The organism is Kocuria sp. U4B (genome assembly GCF_054875615.1).
Genome location: NZ_CM142180.1, coordinates 3,685,926 through 3,704,119, shown reverse-complemented (window position 1 = coordinate 3,704,119; position 18,194 = coordinate 3,685,926). Strand labels below are relative to the sequence as shown.

Below are 18,194 nucleotides of genomic sequence, written 5' to 3'. Positions count from 1 at the left end.
GCGGAGGCCGGAATCCATGGCGGGCCACCATGGGGGTGTGGCAGTGTTCACCCCGAGAATCTCCCCGTCCACGTCCTCGGCGGGGCACCGCTGTCGAAGGGATGACCCGTGGGAGCCCATGACTGAGCCCCGCCCCGGTGCAGGGAACCGCCAGGATCCGCCCTCTGGGCCCAACGGCCGGTCCGACCGCCATGACCAGCTCGAGCCCTCACCGGGACAAGGAACGCTGAGCCGTGACAATGGGGGCGACCTCGCCGATCTGCTGCGGCGCAGCGGGGATGGGGACGAGGCGGCCTTCGCTGCTCTCTACGACGCCACCGCCTCGAAGGTCTACGGTCTGGTGGTGCGGGTGACGCGTTCTCCGGAGATCGCCGCCGAGGTTCTCCAGGAGGTGTACCTGATGGCCTGGCAGCAGGCCGCCCGCTTCGACCCGGGACGCGGGAGCGTGGTCGCGTGGTTGTGCACCCTGGCCCACCGCCGGGCGGTGGATCGGATCCGGCAGGTCGCCCGGGAGAGGGATCGGGAGCAGGCCTATGAGCACCGCCGGGTCGAAGCGCCGGCCGATGAGACCTGGCAGGAGGTCGAGCAGGCCATGGACACCGACGAGGTCCGGGCCGGGCTGGAGGCCCTGACCCCGTTGCAGCGGGAAGCCGTGTCACTGGCCTACTACCAGGGGTGCACCTACCAGGAGGTCGCCGCCCGCCTCGGGATCCCCGTGGGCACAGCCAAGGCCCGCATCCGCGACGGACTGAAAAACCTGCGATCGGCGCTGGGAGGACAACCATGAACAACCTCCACCAGCACAGCATGGACGCCGGTGACCTTCACGGGCTGGCCGCTCTCTACGCCGTGGACGCCCTGGAGCCGGCCGAGCGGACCACCTTCGAAACTCACCTGGCGGGTTGTGTCCGGTGCCAGGCCGAGGTCACCGATTACGCCGAGGTCACTGCCCACCTGGCACAGGCGGTAGCACTGGATCCCCCGCCGGCCTTGCGCGCCACCGTGCTGGGCGCCATCCACGGCAGCCGGCCCCTGCCCGCCGTTCCGGACGAGACGCCCGCTACGGGTCGACCGACCTCGGTCGGCACGGGGGCAAGCCCCGGGACCGATCCGACAGGGGCATCCCTCCCCGGGGGCAGCACGGGTCAGTCCGGTGCCGAGGTCGTGTCCCTGGACGCCCATCGACGGCGGCGCCGGCGACTTCTGGCCGCGGCCGCGGCCGCGGTTCTGCTCCCGGGGGTGGCCCTGGGCGGGTGGGGCTTGGGCGTGCAGTCGCAGCAACAGGAACAGGAACAGCTCGCGGCGCAGGAGCAGGACCGGGAGAACCGGCTGCTGTCCGCCCCCGACGTCACCACTCACCGCATCCAGGTCGATGGGCGGACCGCCACCCTGGTCGTGTCCCAGCAGCAGGACGAGGCCCTGTTCGTCGCCACCGACCTGCCCGACCCGGGGCAGGGGCGGGAGTACCAGCTGTGGCTGCTCCAGGAGGACATCCCGGTCCCGGATGTGCACTTCACCGGCGGGGAGATCCGCGCCTGGCTGGACGGGGAGGTAGCCGGCGCCGGGGCGGTGGCGATGACGGTGGAACCGGCCGGGGGCTCGACCACCCCCACTCTGCCGGTCGTGGCCGCCACCGAGATCTGAGGCCGACCACGCCATGACCGCACCGACCCCGCCGCGCACGCACTCCCGACCACGAGAGACCACACGGCCACCGGGGCAGGAGATCACCCGGGCCATGGGCCGTAAGGACGCGGTGAGTCCAGTGGCGCGTGTGGTGCGCGGGGCGATCGCCGGGATCCTGTCCGTGGCGGTAGCTGGTGTGTCCCACTATGCCGTGGACACCGCCGCGCCCTCCCCCGGCGCCGTGGCGGTCTCCGTGGCGGTGGCGGTGGGGGTGGGCGTGCTGCTGGCCGGACACCGGATGGGCCCAGCACGGTTGGCCTCGGCGGTGGCGATCAGTCAGGGGGCCTACCATCTGTTGTTCGCCCGGACCGGTGCGAACACCGCCGCCTCTCACTCTCTGCGGGGAGCCGAGCCGGCGCCCGGCCACACCCACCCTGCCGCTCTGCCGGCAGGTCTTCCTGACCTCTCCTCTGCCGTGCCCGCCCACTGGCCGATGCTCCTGCTGCACCTGCTGGCCGCAGTCGTGACCTACCTGGCCCTGCGCCACGGGGAGCGGGCATGGTGGTCACTGGTCGATGTACTGGGCGCCCCGCTGCGCCGGCTGCTGGCGGTGGCATTCCCGTGGGAGGCAGCGAGACGGCCGGTGGGGCGACCGGGCCGGTTCTTCCACTACGACCTCCACGACCTGGGGTGCGCCCTGAGGATCATCACCCCCAGGGGCCCACCGGGCCCGGTGTCGTGAGCCTTCACCCCTGCCCCACCACCGAAACGGCCTGCCGCCGTTGCCCGGTGCAGGTTACCCCCACACCCTTCTCGAGGTAACCCCGGAGCCCTTTCACCGGTTACCGGCCACCCCGCCTGCCCGCCCCACCAGGTGCGCGCGCCTCGGGGAAGCCACCGGTGAGTTCACCGCGCCCCGATGGTCCTCGACCCTTCCCGACAGGCGGAACACCTCATGTCCACATCCACCACCTCCCCACCGGCCCCGCAGTCCCCGCCTCCGCCGTCAGCACCACCGTCCTCGAGGGGGTGGGGCACGGCGCTGCTGGTGCGCCTGCACTTCTACATCGGGGTCTTCATCGGCCCCTTCCTGCTCATCGCCGCCCTCACCGGTGCCCTCTACGCGCTGAGTCCCCAGCTGGAGCGGGTGCTCTACGCCGAAGCACTCACCGGCACCGCCACCGAGGCCCCGCTGTCCCTCGACGCCCAGGTCGCGGCCGCCCAGGCTGCCACCGGGCTGGAGGCGGCCCCGGCGGCGGTGCGCCCGGCCGAGGACGGGGGCACCACCCGGGTGATGTTCACCGACCCCGCCCTGGGGGCATCCGAGCACCGCGCGGTGTTCGTGGATCCGGGCGCCGGGGACGTGGTCGGGGACCTGACCGTCTACGGCTCCAGTGGGTCGCTGCCGCTGCGCACCACCATCGCCCAGTTCCACCGGTCCCTGGGCCTGGGTGAGCCCGGGCGGATCTACAGCGAGCTGGCCGCCTCCTGGCTGGGGGTCATCGCGTTGAGCGGGCTGGGACTGTGGGGGGTCCGGTGGCGCCGGACACGTCCCGGGCGGCGGGCCCGAGGCCTGCTGGTGCCGGACACCACCACGCCCAACAGATACCGGAGGACGCTGTCCCTGCACGCCGCCACCGGGGTCTGGCTGGCGGCGGGGTTCCTGTTCCTCTCCGCCACCGGGCTGACCTGGTCCGCCTACGCCGGGGCCAACGTCACCGCCCTGCGGGCGACGCTGGGGTGGACCACCCCGGTGCTGGAGAAGACCCTGGATCCCGCTCGGACCCCGGCCGGCGGGGACGAGCACGCGGACCACGGTGGCCACGACCACGCCGCCATGCCGGAGGCGGCCCCGGGTGGTGGTTCGTTCGACGCGGTGCTGGCCACCGCCCGGGATGCCGGGATCGATGCGTCCCAGGTGGAGATCAAGCCCGCCCCCGAGGCCGGGACGGCGTGGACGGTGGCGGAGATCGACCGGTCCTGGCCCACCCAGGTCGACACGGCGGCGGTGGACCCGGGCACCGGGCAGGTCACCGACCAGGTGCGCTTCGCCGACTACGGGGTCATGGCCAAGCTCGCCCAGTGGGGCGTGGCCGCCCACATGGGCGTGCTCTTCGGGGTGGCCAATCAGATCCTGCTGGCCGTCACCGCCCTGGGGCTGGCCGCGATGGTGGCGTGGGGATACCTGATGTGGTGGCGCCGCCGCCCTGCCCGCACTCCTGCGCTTACCTTCGGGCCCGCCCCGAGGCGCGGAGCCCTGCGCCGGGCGCCCTGGCCCGCGGTGGCCGGGACCGCCGTGGTCGCGGTGGCCCTCGGGGTGTTCTTCCCGCTGCTGGGGATCAGCCTGGCCGCCTTCCTGGCCCTGGACCTGAGCCTGGGTGCTCTGGCGGCGGCTCGGCGGAGCACCTCGACGCCGAGCTCCTGAGCTGAGGTGACCACGGTCACGGCCTGGAAGGCCCTTGGTGGAGGGTCCCGCGCACCGGTGCGCGGGGCCCTTTGCCGTGGTGGGTGCGGGCCTGGCGCCGGAGCAGGTTCCCGGCCGCGGAACCGCACCGGGCACCTACTCCAGAAATGTCGCGCCATTCCGACCCATCCGGTGCGCTCTCGGCGTCGAACACCATGCAGAGACAGCAATACCGAGCACAGATCCGACGAGCACGACCCCGGTCCGGCCCCTGCGGCACCCCGGTCCCGCGCGTGGCCACACGTCCCAGGACCCCGGTGCCACCAGGCCATCTGGACGAGCCCGCCAAAGAGGAGAGCACCATGGCCTTCGACATCGACCGCTACGCCCGCGAGGCCACGCCCGTGTCCTGGGAGGACCTGGACTACGAGGTGTTCCGGGAGCACCCGTTACCGCCCGACACCCTGCGCACCCTGCGGTACATGTGCGAGATCGAGTTCCACACGGTGTGCTACCTGCGCGACATGCTCGTCAGCCCCTCCCGCAAAGACCCGGACGTGGGGACGTTCATGACCACCTGGAACTGGGAGGAGATCTGGCACGGCGAGGCCCTGGCCCACGTGCTGGAACTGCACGGGATCACCGTGGCCTTCGACGAGGTCAAGGCCCAACGGGTGAAGCTCGGGTGGCGGGACCGGCTGAGCCCGGTCAAGCAGTCGCTGCTGTCCAACATCGTCGGGGCCGACTTCGTGGCCGTGCACATGCTGTGGGGCTCCATCAACGAACGCTCCACCGCCGCCGGCTACAAGCGCCTGGCCACACTCACGGACAGCCCCGTGCTCACCGACCTGCTGCGCCGGATCGCCGCCCAGGAGGCCAAGCACATCGCCTTCTACACCACCCAGGCCCGCGCCCGCCTCCAAGACAACCCCCGGGCGCAGAAGCTGGCCCGGCTGGCCCTGCGCACCGCCTGGCAACCGGTGGGCTCCGGGGTCTCCCCCGAGGCCGAGGTCGACCACGTGCTGCGGCACCTGTTCTCCGGGCCCGAGGGCCGCAAAGAGGTCGAGGCCATCGACCGGCACGTGGCCAAGCTGCCCGGGATGGAGGGTCTGACCCTGGTGGCTGAGGCCCTGGACGCCCGCGCGGTGCCGGCATGAGCGTCCCTACCGCTGGGTTTGATGTGCGCGCCTACATGCGCGACCCTCACGTCCTGCGCCCTGAGCAGCTGAACCTGGAGGCGATGGGCGCCCTGTCTGACCCGGCCCTGGAGGCGCTGACCTATCTGTGGGCGGTGGAGGGCAGCATCCTGGGCCGGATACGGGATGTGCTGGTCACCCCCACCCACGCCGAGTCGCGGGTGACGGCGTTCCTGTCCACGTGGTCCTACGAGCAGCACCGGCTCACCGAGACGCTCCGTGCGGTGCTGACCGCTAACGGCCGGACCCCCGAGGCGCCCGCTGACACGGCGCTGGGCCGGGTCCGCCGGACCTGGGACGACCGGGCCCGGCCAACCATCGACGCCATCGGTACCAACCTGCTGGGCGCTGAAGTCACCGGTGCGCACATGGTCACCGGCTGGCTGGACACCGCCGTGCTGACGGTGGCCTACCGTCGGTTGGGCGAGATCGAGCCCGCCCTGGAGGCACTCACCGAATCAATTGGTTGCATGAAGGCCCGGCATCTGGCCTTCTACGCCGAAGAGGCCCACACCCGTCTGGCCCGCAGTGCCACCGCCGTGAGGATCGCCCGCGCCGCGGTCGCCCGCTGGCGACTGCCCGGCACCCGCTACATCGGGCTCGCGCCGGCCCGGGCCGTGGCCGGGCTCCTGAACGGTCCAGCCGGACGCCCCGCCGTCGAGCAAATCGGCCGAACAGTCCTCACGGACCTGTTCTCCAAGGCCTGCCACTGATCTACAGCATCCCGTGGATGCGGGAGCTGAGGGTCATCGTTGCCTCCGGGCCCGCCCGATGCTCACCCCTGCGGCGGCCACCGCGGTGCCAACCCCGGCCGCCACCACCACGGTGAGCACCCCGTCGATGAGCATCCGTCCCGGGTCCATCCACCCGGCGGCCCCGCCCATGGCGCCCGCCAGGAGAAACCACGCCGCTACCGCGGGGGCCTGCCCCAGCAGCGCGGCCACCACGGACGCGGCAGCCCACCGGCGCACCGGCCGGGACCCCGGGGCGGGCCGGCGCCCGTCGGCCACCGCCCACCCGAAGGTCAGCGCTGCGGCGGCGCAGCCGGCGACCAGCACCGCGACGAAATCGGCGTCGAAATCCGGGGTGGTGGTGAGGGCGTGGACTGCGACCGCCAGGTAGGCCGCGGCGAACACGCTCATCTGGGCCAGCGCGCGGACGGCCACCTGTAGGCCGTACCGTGCCGGAGAAGGCGCGGTGGAAGGGCCGGACGAGCCGGTCACCGGGCGAGCCCGGGTGCGCTGCACCGCGGCACGGTGATGTCGGTGGTTCTGGTCTTCGGCAGCCCCATGGGCTCAGCCCTTTCTCGAGGGGTCGTGGACGGTGATACGTGGATGGTGATCACGGGGCTGCTCGTGCCGGGGCCGTAGCGCAGGTCGTCGTTCACGACCAGGCCGGTGGAGGCCCCCCGGGGTGGTCGAGAAGTCGCTGGGCATCCGGCGCTGCCTGGGGTGGAAACGCTCCGGTTCTCGGCCGACTCGGCCTCGGTGCGGTACCGGCCCACCCCGTTGCGGAGGATCTCGACGTAGTCCTGGAGGTCCCTCGTGACTGGCGTGTTCCGCGCCGATCACGCCGCTGGTGCGGGGCCGTGGTCGGGGAACTCAGAAGTCCAGGGAGCGGGAGGTCGGCTCGGGGACGCCGCGGGCTCTGCGGACGCGGCGGGCGCGGACCTCCGCCCGGGCCAGCCGGCCCGCGTAGAGCGCTGCGGCCAGCGCACCAGTAGTCAGCACCAGCGCACCCCACAGCGGATCCTGCCCGCGGGAGGTGGGGGCCGCCACGAGAACCACGGAGAACACGGCCACGGCCACGAAGAAGGCAGCCAGAAGGGCCATCCCCGCAGCGCTGGTGACCTTGATGCCTGATCCGGCCCGGACGATGCCGATCTCGTCGCGGGCGTAGCTGTGGAGCTGCCCGTCCTTCGTCCGGGACAGCATCCTGCTCTCGCCGGCGGCCACAGCGTCGGCGTGGCGGGCGCGCACCTCGTCATCGAGTCGCGGGTCCGGTGTCTGCGGGGGCATGGGTCACTCCTTCCGGTCGGGCAGTGAGCTCCGACAGGTGCCAGGGGTGCGGAAGAACGCCGGCGTAGAGCCCGGGAACCAGCGACAAGACCGCAGAACGGGGGGTGGTCTCAGCGTATCCGGGGCCCTGAGGAGAGGCGCGGAAGGACTCGTGGAACTCCGCCGACCCGGACGCCTGAACGGTTGGAGACGCCACACTGCACCGGAAAGCGCCGCAAGCTCTCTCCAGCGCCGGGTCGAGTCGGGGGGGGTGGGGGGGGGAGCCACCGTTGGGCGGACAGGAGGCCGATTAGCGGTAACCATGAGCGACGGCGCCGCAACCAGCGGGCGCACCAGTCGGCGCTGTTCCTCTTCACCCACCCGGTGTGGGCCGGACCTACGGCAATCCTCCGCAGAAGGCCCGCGAGCATCCCGAGGAGGGAAAGGGCTTCCAAGAAGCCACCCCCGGGAGGTATGAACAGCGCATGGTGGCGATCATCAGCACCGCGGCGAGGGCCACGCCCCGGACGAGGTGGGGGCTGTAGCGGATCCCCTGCTCGGCCCGGGGATGTCGTAGACCCCGAGGCGGGCCGGATGTGATCGGGCAGCGCGGGGGTGTGGATGCAGTAGCCGGGGCCGAAATGCTCCCACTGCGCCCGCCACATCCAGGGCCCCACATCCGCGCTGTGCAGGAAGGCTGGATGCGCATCTTCGGCCGAGCTGGTCTTTCCCGTGCCGGGTTCACGCGCACGGCCACACCTTTTCAGGAGGACGCAGCACGCCATGGCCACCGATTACGGCGCCCCGCGCCCGGAACGAGGACGAGCCGGCCAACGAGTCCCTGGAAGCCCTCCAGGCCCGGATCAGCGTGATCACCCAGGCACCGGCCATTGATATGGAGGACGCCGACACTGCCGGGAGCATCGACCTGCCCGGGGCGGACCTGTCGCACGAGAAGCTCACCGTGGCGGTGATCCCGGAGCAGGCCGACGAGTTCACCTGCGCTCCTGCTTCCCGGTCCCAGCTCGCCCACCAGAAGCACGGCGCGCTGTACTGCACGGACTGCGAAAGCTGAACCCCCGGCAACGATCAGGTGCTGGGCTGCAGGGTCGAGGCGCTGGTCGCGATCGGTGCGGTCGGGTCGGTGAGGACCTGAGAGGCAGCCTCGTGCAGGGCCCAGGCGTGGTGGCCGGGCCAGCCCAGGCGCAGAGCGGCCGCCAGCAGCTGCCCGGGGGTGTAGCGGCACCCGGTCGCGCGCAGCTGTTGCAGGGTGTTGGTCACCACCTCGACATCGGCCGGGTCGGTCAGTCTCCGGACTGGGCCCAGGTGGCGGGTGAGGTGGGCCATGGCTTGGCGCACCCTCGGATCCGCGGCGAACGGGTCGCGGGCGACCAGTCGCTGTCTGCCCAGGTGCTGGGGGTGATGGGCGTCCACCCAGGGACCCAGCGCATCGTTGTGCCCGGCCACCACGGCCACCGCGAGGACCCCGTTGATGTCCTCGGCTTCGGTGAGCATCCGGGTGTCCGGGGCGTAGGCGATCACCGCCCCGTGGAAAGCGGTGGCCCGCACGGCCTGGGCAACCGTGCCGATCTTGACCCCGCGGCCCTTCAGGCGCTGCAGATGGTAGAGCTCCTCCCCCATGGCCGGGGTGGGCACGAGAATCCCGATCGAGTCCCAGCTGAGGTCCTCGTCCTGGTCGAAGACCCAGTGGATGGCCTGGAACAGGCCGTTGGCCGGAGCCACCGGGGCGGCGACATAAGCGCGCAGGTAGGTGCGTGAGGGATCGGGCATTGCCGGCTGGGAGCTCCTGCCATGAGAGGGGTGACCGCCCACGGTGGCGGTCGTCGCTCAGGGTACCGCCGCTCCCCGTCACCGCCCAGCCCCTTCAGGCCCTCCTGTCGCTGTGCCGCCTGGCTCGTTGGACATGGCTGCGCCCGGCACCCAAGGGGTCGGTGCCGGGCGCAACGGTAGTTCAGGGTGGGGTGAGGCTCAGCTGGCCAGACCGGCCTGGTGGTTGATCCCGACCTGGTCGACCTTGCGGTGGAAGCGCATCCCGGCGATACCCCCGAGCACCGCCCCGAGCAGCGGCACCAGGGCGGTGATGACCAGGGCGATGACGCCGGCGGTGGTCAGGGTGCCTTCGCCGATGGGGATGCGGGGGAAGCCGTTGAGCTGGCCCAGCAGGTTGAACTGGGACCCTGCCACCGCCCCCAGGATCGCCAGGACGACGGCGATGAGGATCGCCCACAGCCACACCGCGATGCCCTGCTTGGCCCCGTCGAAACGGGCCATGCGCCCGGCCACGTACCCGCCGCAGAAGTAGGCGACCAGCAGGATCACCGCCAGCACGATCCCGCTGATGATCCCCACCGTGGTCGCCTCCTGGGTGGCCTGGGCGGCGACCTGGCCGGGGTCGGTGTTGGTGGCCACGCCCACCCCGGCCCCGACGGCCGAGAGCAGGGCGGTGAGCAGCACCGCCATCCCGGTGGCGGTGAGCCAGCCGAAGAACGCCGAGCCGAACTTCATGCCCCCGAACTCCCGTTTCTCGGCGGCGACCACCTCGTTGCGCCGGCCCTTGGGGGTGGAGGCCCCGGAGTAGTGCTGATCGCTCATGATGTGCTCCTCGGGATGAAGTGATCAGGGACAGCTGACGCCGGCCGGTATGACGTCTTCCAGCGCTGCACCAAGACAGCTTAATTATCAGCTTGCTTCATATACTGGGGGACGTCGCCGCCGCCCGCAACCGCCCCAGCTAAAGGCCCTGAGAGTGTTTGGGCCCGTCACCGGGGGTTTCCACGCTCTGCACCACGCCGGGTCGTGCCCGTGGAGCGGTTCGGTCGGGAGGGTGGATTCCGCGTCGGTGGCGCCGGAGGATGGACGGGTCAGGCCGTGGTGGCCGCAGTCGGTAGCCACGGTGGAGATCGACGGAAGGACCTGTCATGCCCGATCTCGGTGGAGCGGCCGACCAGGCCAAGGACTACGCGAAGGACAACCCGGAGAAGGTCGACCAGGCCAAGGACAAGGCCACCGACGCCCTGGGCGGCAACCAGGACGACGACCAGCAGTAGGACGGTCGCACCTCACCTGGCCCACCGGGCCGCCCCACGGGACGGCCCGGTGGGCCAGGCTCAGGCATCATCTTCGTTCAGCGCCGTCCCGGTGCCGGTGGTGGTGAACGGCTCGGCCACCGCTGGAAGCTCCAGGGTGGGACATTGCCGGCGGGTCGTGCCGAGGCGGCGTCGTCCCGCTCTGTATGTCATGAAGGGCAGGGCTATGTCCCAGACGCCCTCTGGTCGCTAGCGTGATCCTCGTCGCGTCGAGGGGGAGGCGTCGATGGTGCCGCGGATGGCCGGTGCACCATTGCGGGCCCCTCGCGTGGCCGTCCCATGTCAGGCGCCGCGGGGGTGGCGCATCCGAGAGGAGAACAGCCATGCCAGCAGGTCAGGGAAAGAACATCCGCCGGGTCACCGATGTCGATGTGATCCGCAGCAAGACCAGCGAGGGTCAGGAGGGTTCCTACACCTTTGAGCTGACCCTGGACGAAGGCGTGGAGGAGTACCTGCTCACCGTCCCGGCCAGTGAAGCCTCCACTGTGGCCCGACTCATCCAGCACTCCAAGTCCATGCAGCTGGACAAGAACACCGAGGACCTCATTTTCGAACACTACGGCGACTGAGCTAGCCCGGCACCGCCCGAAGGTGGCCCCCACCGTATCTGCGGTGGGGGCCACCTTCGCCCGTCCGCACGGTGACGGCAACAGTTAGTGCCGTCGGTGAGCCCTGCCGCACCTTATCGGCGGGGAACTCCGCACCCGCACAGCATTACTGCAGATAGTGACCACCACCCACCCGGCTCCGCACACACCGTAAGGAATCCAACAAGCAGATCAGTCCAACAGGACGCTCAAGAGGAACCCTCAGCGTGGCACTGCTCATCCACACGTAGCCATCCGTATACAGGTGTTGCGCCATGCCGAGATTGTTGACCAGAAGTGCTGCTTTTTCCTTGGAAGGTCCTGTCGCAACACGTGCAGCGGTTCCAGGACGTGTTGTCTTGGGGTGCGCCCCCAAGCGAACAGGGCCGATGTCGCGCAACCGCCTGAAAGGTCGCCGCGAGAACACGCGCTGCACACGGCGGGGGCCCGCCACGGTGGTTGCTCCGCGGCGGGCCCCCGGTGACCTCTGGTGAGGGGTCGGGCTGGTGGGTTCAGGTACGGACGCCGGGCTTACCCCACGCACAAGGGCCCAGGAGCTCGGGGGTCGGCTCGAGGTATTCGACCTCACTGACCGACAGCAGGGCCCCGGGGCTGTGGCCGTCGGTCTCACAGCGCACCAGCACGAGCATGTTCAACTCAGCCGGCTCGTACGGGGTGCACAGGACGGTCTCGCCGGCTCGAAGGTTCAACCCCGGCCGGTCCGTGCGCATCCGGTAGCGGGACAGGCGCAGCAGGGCCGATGACGCCCCTGTCTCCACGCGGGCGTCGGGGTGGTGGTGGGGGGAAGCGGGGAGCACGGGTGGGGCGGTCATCAGGTACCTCCTGGTGGTCGAGCGCACCGCAGGCCCTGACGGACCGCGATGCCGGATGGGGGAAGCTCGACATCGTTGTCCACCTCCAGGGTAGGGCCCCCAGACACACCAGGATCGGGCTATGCCGGGGGCACCCACGACCTTGGCCGAGTGTTCACTTCACGGTTGGGAGGTGTTCCCCCACCTTGAGCGCCCACTGCCCGGGCACCACGGCTGGGGCAACCGGTGGGCGACCCTGAAGAGGAGGGGTCCCGGCACGTGGGTTCCACGTTCCCGCGCCGGGACCCCGTTGGCCCCTGTCACCGCCGCGGTTCGCCCTCGCCGCGGGAGAGCACCGCGCAGCTTGGAGCTGTTCCCGATTAGCGCCCCCGCCCCCCGGAGCACGGCGCCGTCGCGGTGGCTGTGTCGTGCGCGGGACGGAGGCGGTGATGGACGTGGCTCAGGCGCTGTGACCGGTGCGTGTGCCCGGGCGGGGCGTCTCGTAGGCCCGGGGCAGGTCCATGCCCCGGTCGGCCATGACGTCGCGCAGCGTGGTGGGGTAGTCGGTGATGATGCCATCCACGCCCCAGTCGATCAGGGTGTCCATCTCGGCGCGGTTGTTGACCGTCCAGGGCACGATCTCTAGGCCCAGCTCGAGGGCCTCTTTCACCATCTCCTCGGTCACGGTGGTGCGGTTGGGCGAGAGCACGTCGTAGCCCTTGGCCGCGGCCGCCTGGGCGAGGGAGCCCTCGTGGTCGTCGACATCCAGCCCGCCCAGGTTGTCCGTCACACCGTCTTGGCCCAGCCCGGCCCAGTCGTAGGTGTCGGTCAAGGCCACCAGTCTCAGGTCCTCGTCCAGGGTGCGGGCGTAGTCCAGGGAGGCCCAGTCGAAGGACTGCAGCATGGTGGTGTCCTCGAACCCGGAGTCCTGGATGGCGGCCACGACCGCGGCGGTCAGGGCCTGCTGCTCCTGCTTCCCCGGCTCGCCCGCGACCTCGACCTTGGTCTCGATGTTGAACTGGATGTCCTTGGCACCGTAGGCGTCCGCCAGGTCGTAGACGTCCTGCAGTTGGGCGATCTTGTTGCCCTCGACCACGTCCTGCAGCGGATAGCCCGCCAGCTGGGTGTAGCCGCAGTCCAGGGTCTGGATCTGAGCCCAGCTCAGCTCCCGCACCCGGTCGCCCACGTAGGGGTACTCCGGGTCCCCAGCGATCGGGATCACCCCGATGGCCGGGATGCTCTCCCACCTGGTGGCGACCGGCGCCCAGCGCAAGGTGGTGCTGCTGCACGCCGACACCGCCCCGGACACCTTCGCCCTGCGCGCCCAGGTCACCGCAGACCTCGGCCAGCTACTCGACGGCACCCTGGCCGTGTGGTTCGAGCAGCCCTCGGCCACCCCGGTGCCGGGTGAGCACGAAGGGCTGATGGACGTCAACGCCGTGGAGCTGCCGGCCGATGCGCAGTACTACCTGTGCGGGCCGCTGCCGTTCATGCAGGCCGTGCGCAGCTCCCTCATCACCCGGGGCGTGCCGGCGAAGGACATCCAGTACGAGGTCTTCGGCCCCGACCTGTGGCTGGCCGACTTCGAATAGCACCACCCCTGCAGCACCACCCATCACCACGCAAGACCCAGGTGTCCTGGTGCGCGGCGCCCGGGAGCGGTTGTACGCTGTGGGCCACCACGGCTGGTGCCGGTGGTGTGTGAGGTAGCCGGCAGGAGTGCATGTCCGTGATGTCCGTTGTTGCGCCGGGGTGTCCTCGGGCTTATGTCGCCGCTCCGGTGTCCCCGGCCAATGGGTTGTTCCGGGTCATCACGTGGGCTTTCGAACAAGCCGAGGACCTGACCTGGGGGGATCTGCGGATCCTAGTGTCCGAAGCCGCCCTGGGCGAGGAGCTGGGGCATCTGCAGAGGCTCAAGACCCGCGGGGTGCGCATCGGCACCACCGAGCAGGCCGCCCGGGCCCGGGCCTTCCACGGGGTGGTGATCGCCTACTGCCCAAACCAGGCGATGCTCACCGCCGCCGAAGCCCTCCCCGGTGTCCGGGCGGTGGCGGCGGTGGCGCTGCGCAATGAGGCACTGCTCGAGTGGGTGGCCGCCGGCGCCCCGCAGCATCTGGGCGGAGAGGTCCTGACGGTCTCCTCCGGCGCTTCCGGGCCCCCGGCCCCGTCCCCCTGGCCCTCCGCGGAGTCCCTGCAACCTCACCCCTGAAGCATCGGACCGGTCAGCGCAGCGCTCTCACGGTCCTGTTCGGCTGAGCCTCGGCGGTGACCACGTCTCACCCCAGACTTCTTGGGCTCAGTTGCCCAGCCCGGCCTGGCGGTTCATCCCCACCTGGTCGACCTTGCGGTGGAAGCGCATCCCGGCGATACCCCCGAGCACCGCGCCGATCAGCGGCACCAGGGCGGTGACGACCAGGGCGATGAGCCCTGCGGTGGTCAGGATCTCTCCCGATGGGGATCCGGGGAAGCCGTTGAGCCGGCCCCGGGAAAAGCTGCTCCTCTATCTACCGCCACCTACCTGACCCTTCCGTCTGCGCCCGGTGTCCGCCTGGGAACCCCCACCGGAACGCCCAAGCGGGGGGGAACGAGGGCGGTGTCGGGTTTTCGCGGCTGTTGTCGGTTGTCGCTGCACACCGTGAGGGGTCTCGGGGCGTAGTGCTGAAGATCTGGCGGATCTATCCGGTGCCGCCGACCGCAGTGGGCGCCACATCGGTGTGAGGGGCCGGGGCGCGGTATCGCACCGGGGGTGTCCGGTGGAAGAGCCGTGCCAGCATTGCGGTGGCGACGGGGAAGATCACCGCGTAGCCCAGGATGCCCATGTTGCGTAGTCCCATGTCACCGGTGATGACCCCGCTGAGCCCGCCCAGGGCCAAGGTGCCGCTGAGGATCAGCAGCACCCGGATGGAGGCGGCCAGACGGCTGCCGCGCATGACCGGTGCCGCGCAGAGCACGGCCAGGGGGAAGAACACGTCCCAGGCGAGGATGTCCAGGGCGTAGACGACCGAGGGCCACTGGAACTCCAGGACCAGCGGCACCCAGGATTGGCCGGCGATTTCGGGGTGGCGGCTCAGGGTGAGGATGACGAAGTGCACGCTGGAGGTGGTTCCGGCCATCAGGACCATGAACATCAGCCCCCCGACGCTGTACACCGTGGCCTCCGGGGCCGCCCAGGCGTGCAGGGCGATCATCACGGTGACCATCACCGGGGCGATGAGCAGAATCAGGAGCTCCAGGAGCGGGAAGTACGGGTCCCCGATCGGCTGATCGGGGGAGATCAACGACAACAGCCCACAGACGAGGGTGAGGGCGTAGGCGAGGCTGAGGACCGCGGTGGCCGTAGCGGAGACGACGCCGAGTCGGCGGGCGTGGGTGTTCCACCCAAAACCCATGGCAACGTTCCTTTCTGGCCGTTTCCAAGGCCGGCCAGCCGTCGCTGCAGTGGCTGGCCCATCCGCCTGTCGGCACCGGTGTCGCCGGCATGGTCCCCACCAGAACACAGCCATCCCCCGCCGGACAAGGAGCCGGGCCGAGGGCGCAGTGTTACGGCCCACGGGCGGGGATCGCGGCCGATCACCGATCCGCCGGAAAGCCCTCGATACCGTGGGATCAGCAACAAGGGAAGCCGTTGCCTCGATCCGTCGTGCGTTCATGGAAGGGAGCCCGGATGGCCTCGCTGCGAACCGCCCGGGGACCGCTCACCGCACCGACAGTACTGCGGGTCTCGGTGGCCGTGGTGCTGATCGGTCACGGGGTGATCCATCTGCTGGGGATGTTCCTGTCCTGGGGGCTGCCTTACACGGACCTTTCCATGGGCCCGAGGTCAGGACCGGCCTTGGTGCTGGGCGGGCTGTGGCTGCTGGCCTGCGTGTCGTTCCTGGCCAGCAGCGTCGCCGTGGTGCTGAGTCGGCTCCATCGGCCGATTATGCGAAGCAGTGCTGGATCGATGGGGCAATCCTGGTGGGGCACCGTTGGGGCGGCATCCCTTCGGGGTGGCCGTCAAGGAGGAAGCCACCTTCTCGGGGGGGGGGCGGTTCCCGGCAGTCTTGCGCGCCGGATGGTGATGGGGCACCGGCCGGCAGGAGGAGGGCGAGTTGTTCCGGGCACACATCGACGAGGCCACCTTCCACCGACCCCACGGACGGGCAGGCGGCATTTGGTGGGTGCCCGATCCTCTGCAGCTGGTGCTGGTGCCCGTGGTCGGGTGAACCCCGCCGGGGCCGTCAACAACAGCGTCGAGCGAGGACGGAGCTCCGCCCACGTACCGCGCCGCAGGCTCCGGCCTCAACAGATCTACCGCGACCGCACACACCAGCTGCCCGCCGACTCCGTTGATCACCGGCGTGATCGAGGGGTCATCCACCCCTGACCGACCGGCCTACTCTGGGCGGGATGTGGCGCGGACGTGCATCCGTTCTCCTTGGCCGCCGAAGAGGCTGAGGACCTCTGCGGAGTGGGTCCCGGTGCTGCCGAACCAGTGCGGCACCCGGGTGTCGAACTCGGCGACCTCACCGGCTTCGAGGATCAGGTCGTGGTCTCCGAGGAGGAGGCGCATGCGCCCGGAGAGCACGTAGAGCCATTCGTAGCCCTCGTGGGTTTTGAGCTGCGGGGCGGCCCTCGAGGCGGGGATGATGATCTTCCATGCCTGGATGCCCCCGGGTCGCCGGGTCAGGGGGATGACGGTCCGCCCGTGCGCGTGCCTGGGTTTCAGGCGGATCCGGGGGTCTCCGACTTCGGGGGCGCCCACCAGGTCATCCAGCGGCACGTGGTAGGCCTGCGCCAGGGGCAGCAGCAGCTCCAGGCTCGGGCGCCGCTGCCCGGTCTCCAGCCGCGACAGGGTGCTCTTGGAGATCCCGGTGGAGGCGGCCAGAGCAGTGAGGGTCACCCCGCGTTGGGTGCGCAGTCGTTTCAGCCGGGTCCCGACCTGGTCGAGGGTTGCCGCAATCACCGTTGTCGTGTCGTCCACGGTGTCATCCAACGCCTTCTTCCCAGGAACGGCAACGTTCATTGCCAAGATCGGGATACCGGGTTGAGGCTGGTGGACATGAGCGAATACGACGTGGTGATCATCGGCGGCGGAGCCGCCGGGCTCTCGGCGGCACTGGTGTTGGCCCGGGCCCGCCGCACCGTGCTGGTGGTGGACTCCGGGGCCCCGCGCAACGCCCCCGCATCCCACATGCACGGGTTCCTGTCCCGGGATGGCCTGCCACCGGGTGAGCTGCTGGCCCTCGGTCGGGCAGAGGTGAGTGGTTACGGGGGCAAGATCCTCGAGGGCACCGTCACCGCGCTGGTGCAGAACGGCACCTCGGGGTTCTCGGTGCTGCTCTCGGGCGGTCGACGGGTGTCTGGGCGGCGGTTGCTCGTGGCGACCGGCTTGGGCGATGACCTGCCCGACCTCCCCGGGCTGGCTGAGAGGTGGGCCCGGGATGTGCTGCACTGCCCGTACTGCCACGGCTACGAGGTGCGCGACCAGCGGCTCGGGGTGCTCGGCAGCTCACCGGACACGGTGCACTACGCCCAGATCGTCCGGCAGTGGTCCGAGGACGTCGTGTTCTTCGTCCCCACCGGGACCCTCACCGCCGCCCAGCGGGCTGGGCTGGCTGCCCGGTCCATCGGCCTGGTGGAGGGCACGGTGCGGCGGGTCCTGATCGAGGACGACCGCCTGTGCGGTGTGCAACTGGACGACGGGCGCACCATCGGCCGCGACGCGGTGTTCGTGCCACCGCGCTTCGTGCCCCACAGCGACCTCCTGGTGGGGTTGGGGTGCGAGCTGGACGGGGCCGGGTGGCCGGTGAAGGACAGCACGGGACGGACCACCGTTGCTGGGGTGTGGGTGGCGGGAAATGTGGCCAATCCCCGGGCCCAGGTCATCACCGCCGCCGGTGAGGGCTCCGCGGCCGCGATCGCCGTCAACGCCGATCTGGTCGACGAGGAGGTCCGCACCGCCATCCGCGACATGGGTCTTTGATCCCCGAGTCGACTCCGACGTCGACCACCGCTCACTGAGCGACACGACCACCCCGAGGAGCACCGATGTCCCACCACACTTCACCGCCGCGCCCGGCGACGGTGTCACCGCCGAACCGGCATCATCTGGCGCTGATGATCTGGGTCGCGGTCTTCCCCACCCTGACCTTGATCAACCTCGTGTTCGGGCCGTGGCTGGAGGCGCTGCCCACGGTGGTGCGCACCCTGGTGCTCACCACCGTCACGGTCCCGATCGTCGTCTACGGCCTCATGCCTCCACTGCACCGGGTCCGCACCCGCCTCCTCACCGGCCCCGCCGGCCGATGAGCCGGACGCCACTACCCTCCCCATGAGTCACACTCGCCGGTGCGGTCGGGACGTCCCACCGGAAAGGGCTTCACAAAGGGCCCGGTCGTAGGCGGAGCCAACCACCGGGAGGATCATGGGGACCACGAGCAGGCCGATCGCGCCGGCCCCGGGGGATCCGGCCCCTGCTCGCAC

The 18,194-nt window shown here is 70.6% G+C and carries 20 protein-coding genes and 1 pseudogene; 13 read left to right on the top strand and 8 right to left on the bottom strand.

Annotation, left to right across the window (positions count from 1 at the left end):
* Window positions 1-118: 118 nt before the first annotated feature.
* The 6 genes from sigK to ACYSMR_RS17180 all read left to right on the top strand — a co-directional run bounded on the left by sigK (window position 119) and on the right by ACYSMR_RS17180 (window position 5,939).
* On the top strand, window positions 119-787 hold the full coding sequence (sigK, locus tag ACYSMR_RS17205; RefSeq protein ID WP_461746835.1) for an ECF RNA polymerase sigma factor SigK: 669 nt from the start codon (window positions 119-121) through the stop codon (window positions 785-787).
* Complete coding sequence (locus ACYSMR_RS17200; RefSeq protein WP_461746833.1) at window positions 784-1,644, top strand: anti-sigma factor; 861 nt, start codon at window positions 784-786, stop codon at window positions 1,642-1,644. The genes sigK and ACYSMR_RS17200 overlap by 4 nt, the downstream gene beginning before the upstream one ends.
* A gap of 94 nt (window positions 1,645-1,738) precedes the next feature.
* Window positions 1,739-2,368, top strand: a complete 630-nt coding sequence (locus tag ACYSMR_RS17195; RefSeq protein WP_461746831.1) for a hypothetical protein — start codon at window positions 1,739-1,741, stop codon at window positions 2,366-2,368.
* Window positions 2,369-2,581: 213 nt separating this feature from the next.
* Window positions 2,582-4,051 (top strand): PepSY-associated TM helix domain-containing protein, encoded by a 1,470-nt coding sequence (locus ACYSMR_RS17190; RefSeq protein ID WP_461746829.1) that lies wholly within the window; start codon window positions 2,582-2,584, stop codon window positions 4,049-4,051.
* Window positions 4,052-4,392: 341 nt separating this feature from the next.
* Window positions 4,393-5,187 carry a ferritin-like domain-containing protein gene (locus ACYSMR_RS17185; protein WP_461746827.1) on the top strand — a complete coding sequence of 265 codons (795 nt, stop codon included), beginning with the start codon at window positions 4,393-4,395 and terminating at the stop codon, window positions 5,185-5,187.
* Entirely contained in the window at window positions 5,184-5,939 is a 756-nt protein-coding gene (locus ACYSMR_RS17180; protein ID WP_461746825.1) for a hypothetical protein, read from the top strand. The genes ACYSMR_RS17185 and ACYSMR_RS17180 overlap by 4 nt, the downstream gene beginning before the upstream one ends.
* A gap of 33 nt (window positions 5,940-5,972) precedes the next feature.
* On the opposite strand, the gene ACYSMR_RS17175 is transcribed toward ACYSMR_RS17180, so the two are convergent.
* Together ACYSMR_RS17175 and ACYSMR_RS17170 are read right to left on the bottom strand one after the other, a co-directional pair.
* The gene (locus ACYSMR_RS17175) at window positions 5,973-6,392 is read right to left on the bottom strand and encodes a hypothetical protein (protein WP_461746823.1); all 420 of its coding nucleotides are present in this window, start codon (window positions 6,390-6,392) and stop codon (window positions 5,973-5,975) included.
* Between the two features lie 435 nt (window positions 6,393-6,827).
* On the bottom strand, window positions 6,828-7,244 hold the full coding sequence (locus ACYSMR_RS17170; protein ID WP_461746821.1) for a hypothetical protein: 417 nt from the start codon (window positions 7,242-7,244) through the stop codon (window positions 6,828-6,830).
* Window positions 7,245-8,006: 762 nt separating this feature from the next.
* On the opposite strand from ACYSMR_RS17170, the pseudogene ACYSMR_RS17165 reads away from it, so the two are divergent.
* Window positions 8,007-8,298 (top strand): annotated as a pseudogene (locus tag ACYSMR_RS17165) (DUF4193 family protein).
* A gap of 14 nt (window positions 8,299-8,312) precedes the next feature.
* Here the strand turns inward: ACYSMR_RS17165 and ACYSMR_RS17160 are convergent.
* Both ACYSMR_RS17160 and ACYSMR_RS17155 read right to left on the bottom strand, forming a co-directional pair.
* Window positions 8,313-9,014, bottom strand: coding sequence for a hypothetical protein (locus ACYSMR_RS17160; RefSeq protein ID WP_461746819.1), 702 nt, complete (start codon window positions 9,012-9,014; stop codon window positions 8,313-8,315).
* Between the two features lie 198 nt (window positions 9,015-9,212).
* Window positions 9,213-9,836: a hypothetical protein gene (locus ACYSMR_RS17155; protein WP_461746817.1), complete on the bottom strand. Its 624-nt coding sequence runs from the start codon at window positions 9,834-9,836 to the stop codon at window positions 9,213-9,215.
* Window positions 9,837-10,162: 326 nt separating this feature from the next.
* On the opposite strand from ACYSMR_RS17155, the gene ACYSMR_RS17150 reads away from it, so the two are divergent.
* A complete protein-coding gene (locus ACYSMR_RS17150) occupies window positions 10,163-10,291 on the top strand; it encodes a hypothetical protein (RefSeq protein ID WP_461746815.1) in 129 nt (42 codons plus the stop codon).
* A gap of 362 nt (window positions 10,292-10,653) precedes the next feature.
* Window positions 10,654-10,899, top strand: coding sequence for a hypothetical protein (locus tag ACYSMR_RS17145; RefSeq protein WP_461746813.1), 246 nt, complete (start codon window positions 10,654-10,656; stop codon window positions 10,897-10,899).
* Window positions 10,900-11,429: 530 nt separating this feature from the next.
* Here the strand turns inward: ACYSMR_RS17145 and ACYSMR_RS17140 are convergent.
* Together ACYSMR_RS17140 and ACYSMR_RS17135 are read right to left on the bottom strand one after the other, a co-directional pair.
* Window positions 11,430-11,750 carry a hypothetical protein gene (locus tag ACYSMR_RS17140; RefSeq protein WP_461746811.1) on the bottom strand — a complete coding sequence of 107 codons (321 nt, stop codon included), beginning with the start codon at window positions 11,748-11,750 and terminating at the stop codon, window positions 11,430-11,432.
* Window positions 11,751-12,189: 439 nt separating this feature from the next.
* Entirely contained in the window at window positions 12,190-12,951 is a 762-nt protein-coding gene (locus ACYSMR_RS17135) for a glycerophosphodiester phosphodiesterase family protein (RefSeq protein ID WP_461746809.1), read from the bottom strand.
* 4 nt (window positions 12,952-12,955) lie between these two features.
* Between ACYSMR_RS17135 and ACYSMR_RS17130 the strand changes: the two genes are divergently transcribed.
* Window positions 12,956-13,321: a ferredoxin reductase domain-containing protein gene (locus tag ACYSMR_RS17130; RefSeq protein WP_461746807.1), complete on the top strand. Its 366-nt coding sequence runs from the start codon at window positions 12,956-12,958 to the stop codon at window positions 13,319-13,321.
* A 131-nt stretch (window positions 13,322-13,452) separates the two neighbouring features.
* Window positions 13,453-13,938 carry a hypothetical protein gene (locus tag ACYSMR_RS17125; protein WP_461746805.1) on the top strand — a complete coding sequence of 162 codons (486 nt, stop codon included), beginning with the start codon at window positions 13,453-13,455 and terminating at the stop codon, window positions 13,936-13,938.
* 466 nt (window positions 13,939-14,404) lie between these two features.
* Here the strand turns inward: ACYSMR_RS17125 and ACYSMR_RS17120 are convergent, their stop codons facing one another.
* On the bottom strand, window positions 14,405-15,118 hold the full coding sequence (locus ACYSMR_RS17120; RefSeq protein WP_461746803.1) for a hypothetical protein: 714 nt from the start codon (window positions 15,116-15,118) through the stop codon (window positions 14,405-14,407).
* A gap of 986 nt (window positions 15,119-16,104) precedes the next feature.
* A complete protein-coding gene (locus tag ACYSMR_RS17115) occupies window positions 16,105-16,704 on the bottom strand; it encodes a helix-turn-helix domain-containing protein (protein ID WP_461746801.1) in 600 nt (199 codons plus the stop codon).
* 66 nt (window positions 16,705-16,770) lie between these two features.
* Here ACYSMR_RS17115 and ACYSMR_RS17110 point away from each other — a divergent pair, with 66 nt between their 5' ends.
* On the top strand, window positions 16,771-17,694 hold the full coding sequence (locus tag ACYSMR_RS17110; RefSeq protein ID WP_461746799.1) for an NAD(P)/FAD-dependent oxidoreductase: 924 nt from the start codon (window positions 16,771-16,773) through the stop codon (window positions 17,692-17,694).
* A 134-nt stretch (window positions 17,695-17,828) separates the two neighbouring features.
* Entirely contained in the window at window positions 17,829-18,020 is a 192-nt protein-coding gene (locus ACYSMR_RS17105; protein WP_461746797.1) for a hypothetical protein, read from the top strand.
* The last annotated feature ends 174 nt before the right edge of the window (window positions 18,021-18,194 follow it).

Bases quoted from the DNA above. Each gene is read 5' to 3' on its own strand.
- ACYSMR_RS17170 (WP_461746821.1), bottom strand. From the start codon at position 7,244: ATGCCCCCGCAGACACCGGACCCGCGACTCGATGACGAGGTGCGCGCC.
- ACYSMR_RS17145 (WP_461746813.1), top strand. From the start codon at position 10,654: ATGCCAGCAGGTCAGGGAAAGAACATCCGCCGGGTCACCGATGTCGAT.
- ACYSMR_RS17160 (WP_461746819.1), bottom strand. From the start codon at position 9,014: ATGCCCGATCCCTCACGCACCTACCTGCGCGCTTATGTCGCCGCCCCG.
- ACYSMR_RS17120 (WP_461746803.1), bottom strand. From the start codon at position 15,118: ATGGGTTTTGGGTGGAACACCCACGCCCGCCGACTCGGCGTCGTCTCC.
- ACYSMR_RS17190 (WP_461746829.1), top strand. From the start codon at position 2,582: ATGTCCACATCCACCACCTCCCCACCGGCCCCGCAGTCCCCGCCTCCG.
- ACYSMR_RS17180 (WP_461746825.1), top strand. From the start codon at position 5,184: ATGAGCGTCCCTACCGCTGGGTTTGATGTGCGCGCCTACATGCGCGAC.
- ACYSMR_RS17195 (WP_461746831.1), top strand. From the start codon at position 1,739: ATGGGCCGTAAGGACGCGGTGAGTCCAGTGGCGCGTGTGGTGCGCGGG.
- ACYSMR_RS17110 (WP_461746799.1), top strand. From the start codon at position 16,771: ATGAGCGAATACGACGTGGTGATCATCGGCGGCGGAGCCGCCGGGCTC.
- sigK (WP_461746835.1), top strand. From the start codon at position 119: ATGACTGAGCCCCGCCCCGGTGCAGGGAACCGCCAGGATCCGCCCTCT.
- ACYSMR_RS17150 (WP_461746815.1), top strand. From the start codon at position 10,163: ATGCCCGATCTCGGTGGAGCGGCCGACCAGGCCAAGGACTACGCGAAG.
- ACYSMR_RS17125 (WP_461746805.1), top strand. From the start codon at position 13,453: ATGTCCGTGATGTCCGTTGTTGCGCCGGGGTGTCCTCGGGCTTATGTC.
- ACYSMR_RS17185 (WP_461746827.1), top strand. From the start codon at position 4,393: ATGGCCTTCGACATCGACCGCTACGCCCGCGAGGCCACGCCCGTGTCC.
- ACYSMR_RS17155 (WP_461746817.1), bottom strand. From the start codon at position 9,836: ATGAGCGATCAGCACTACTCCGGGGCCTCCACCCCCAAGGGCCGGCGC.
- ACYSMR_RS17200 (WP_461746833.1), top strand. From the start codon at position 784: ATGAACAACCTCCACCAGCACAGCATGGACGCCGGTGACCTTCACGGG.
- ACYSMR_RS17130 (WP_461746807.1), top strand. From the start codon at position 12,956: ATGGCCGGGATGCTCTCCCACCTGGTGGCGACCGGCGCCCAGCGCAAG.
- ACYSMR_RS17105 (WP_461746797.1), top strand. From the start codon at position 17,829: ATGATCTGGGTCGCGGTCTTCCCCACCCTGACCTTGATCAACCTCGTG.
- ACYSMR_RS17140 (WP_461746811.1), bottom strand. From the start codon at position 11,750: ATGACCGCCCCACCCGTGCTCCCCGCTTCCCCCCACCACCACCCCGAC.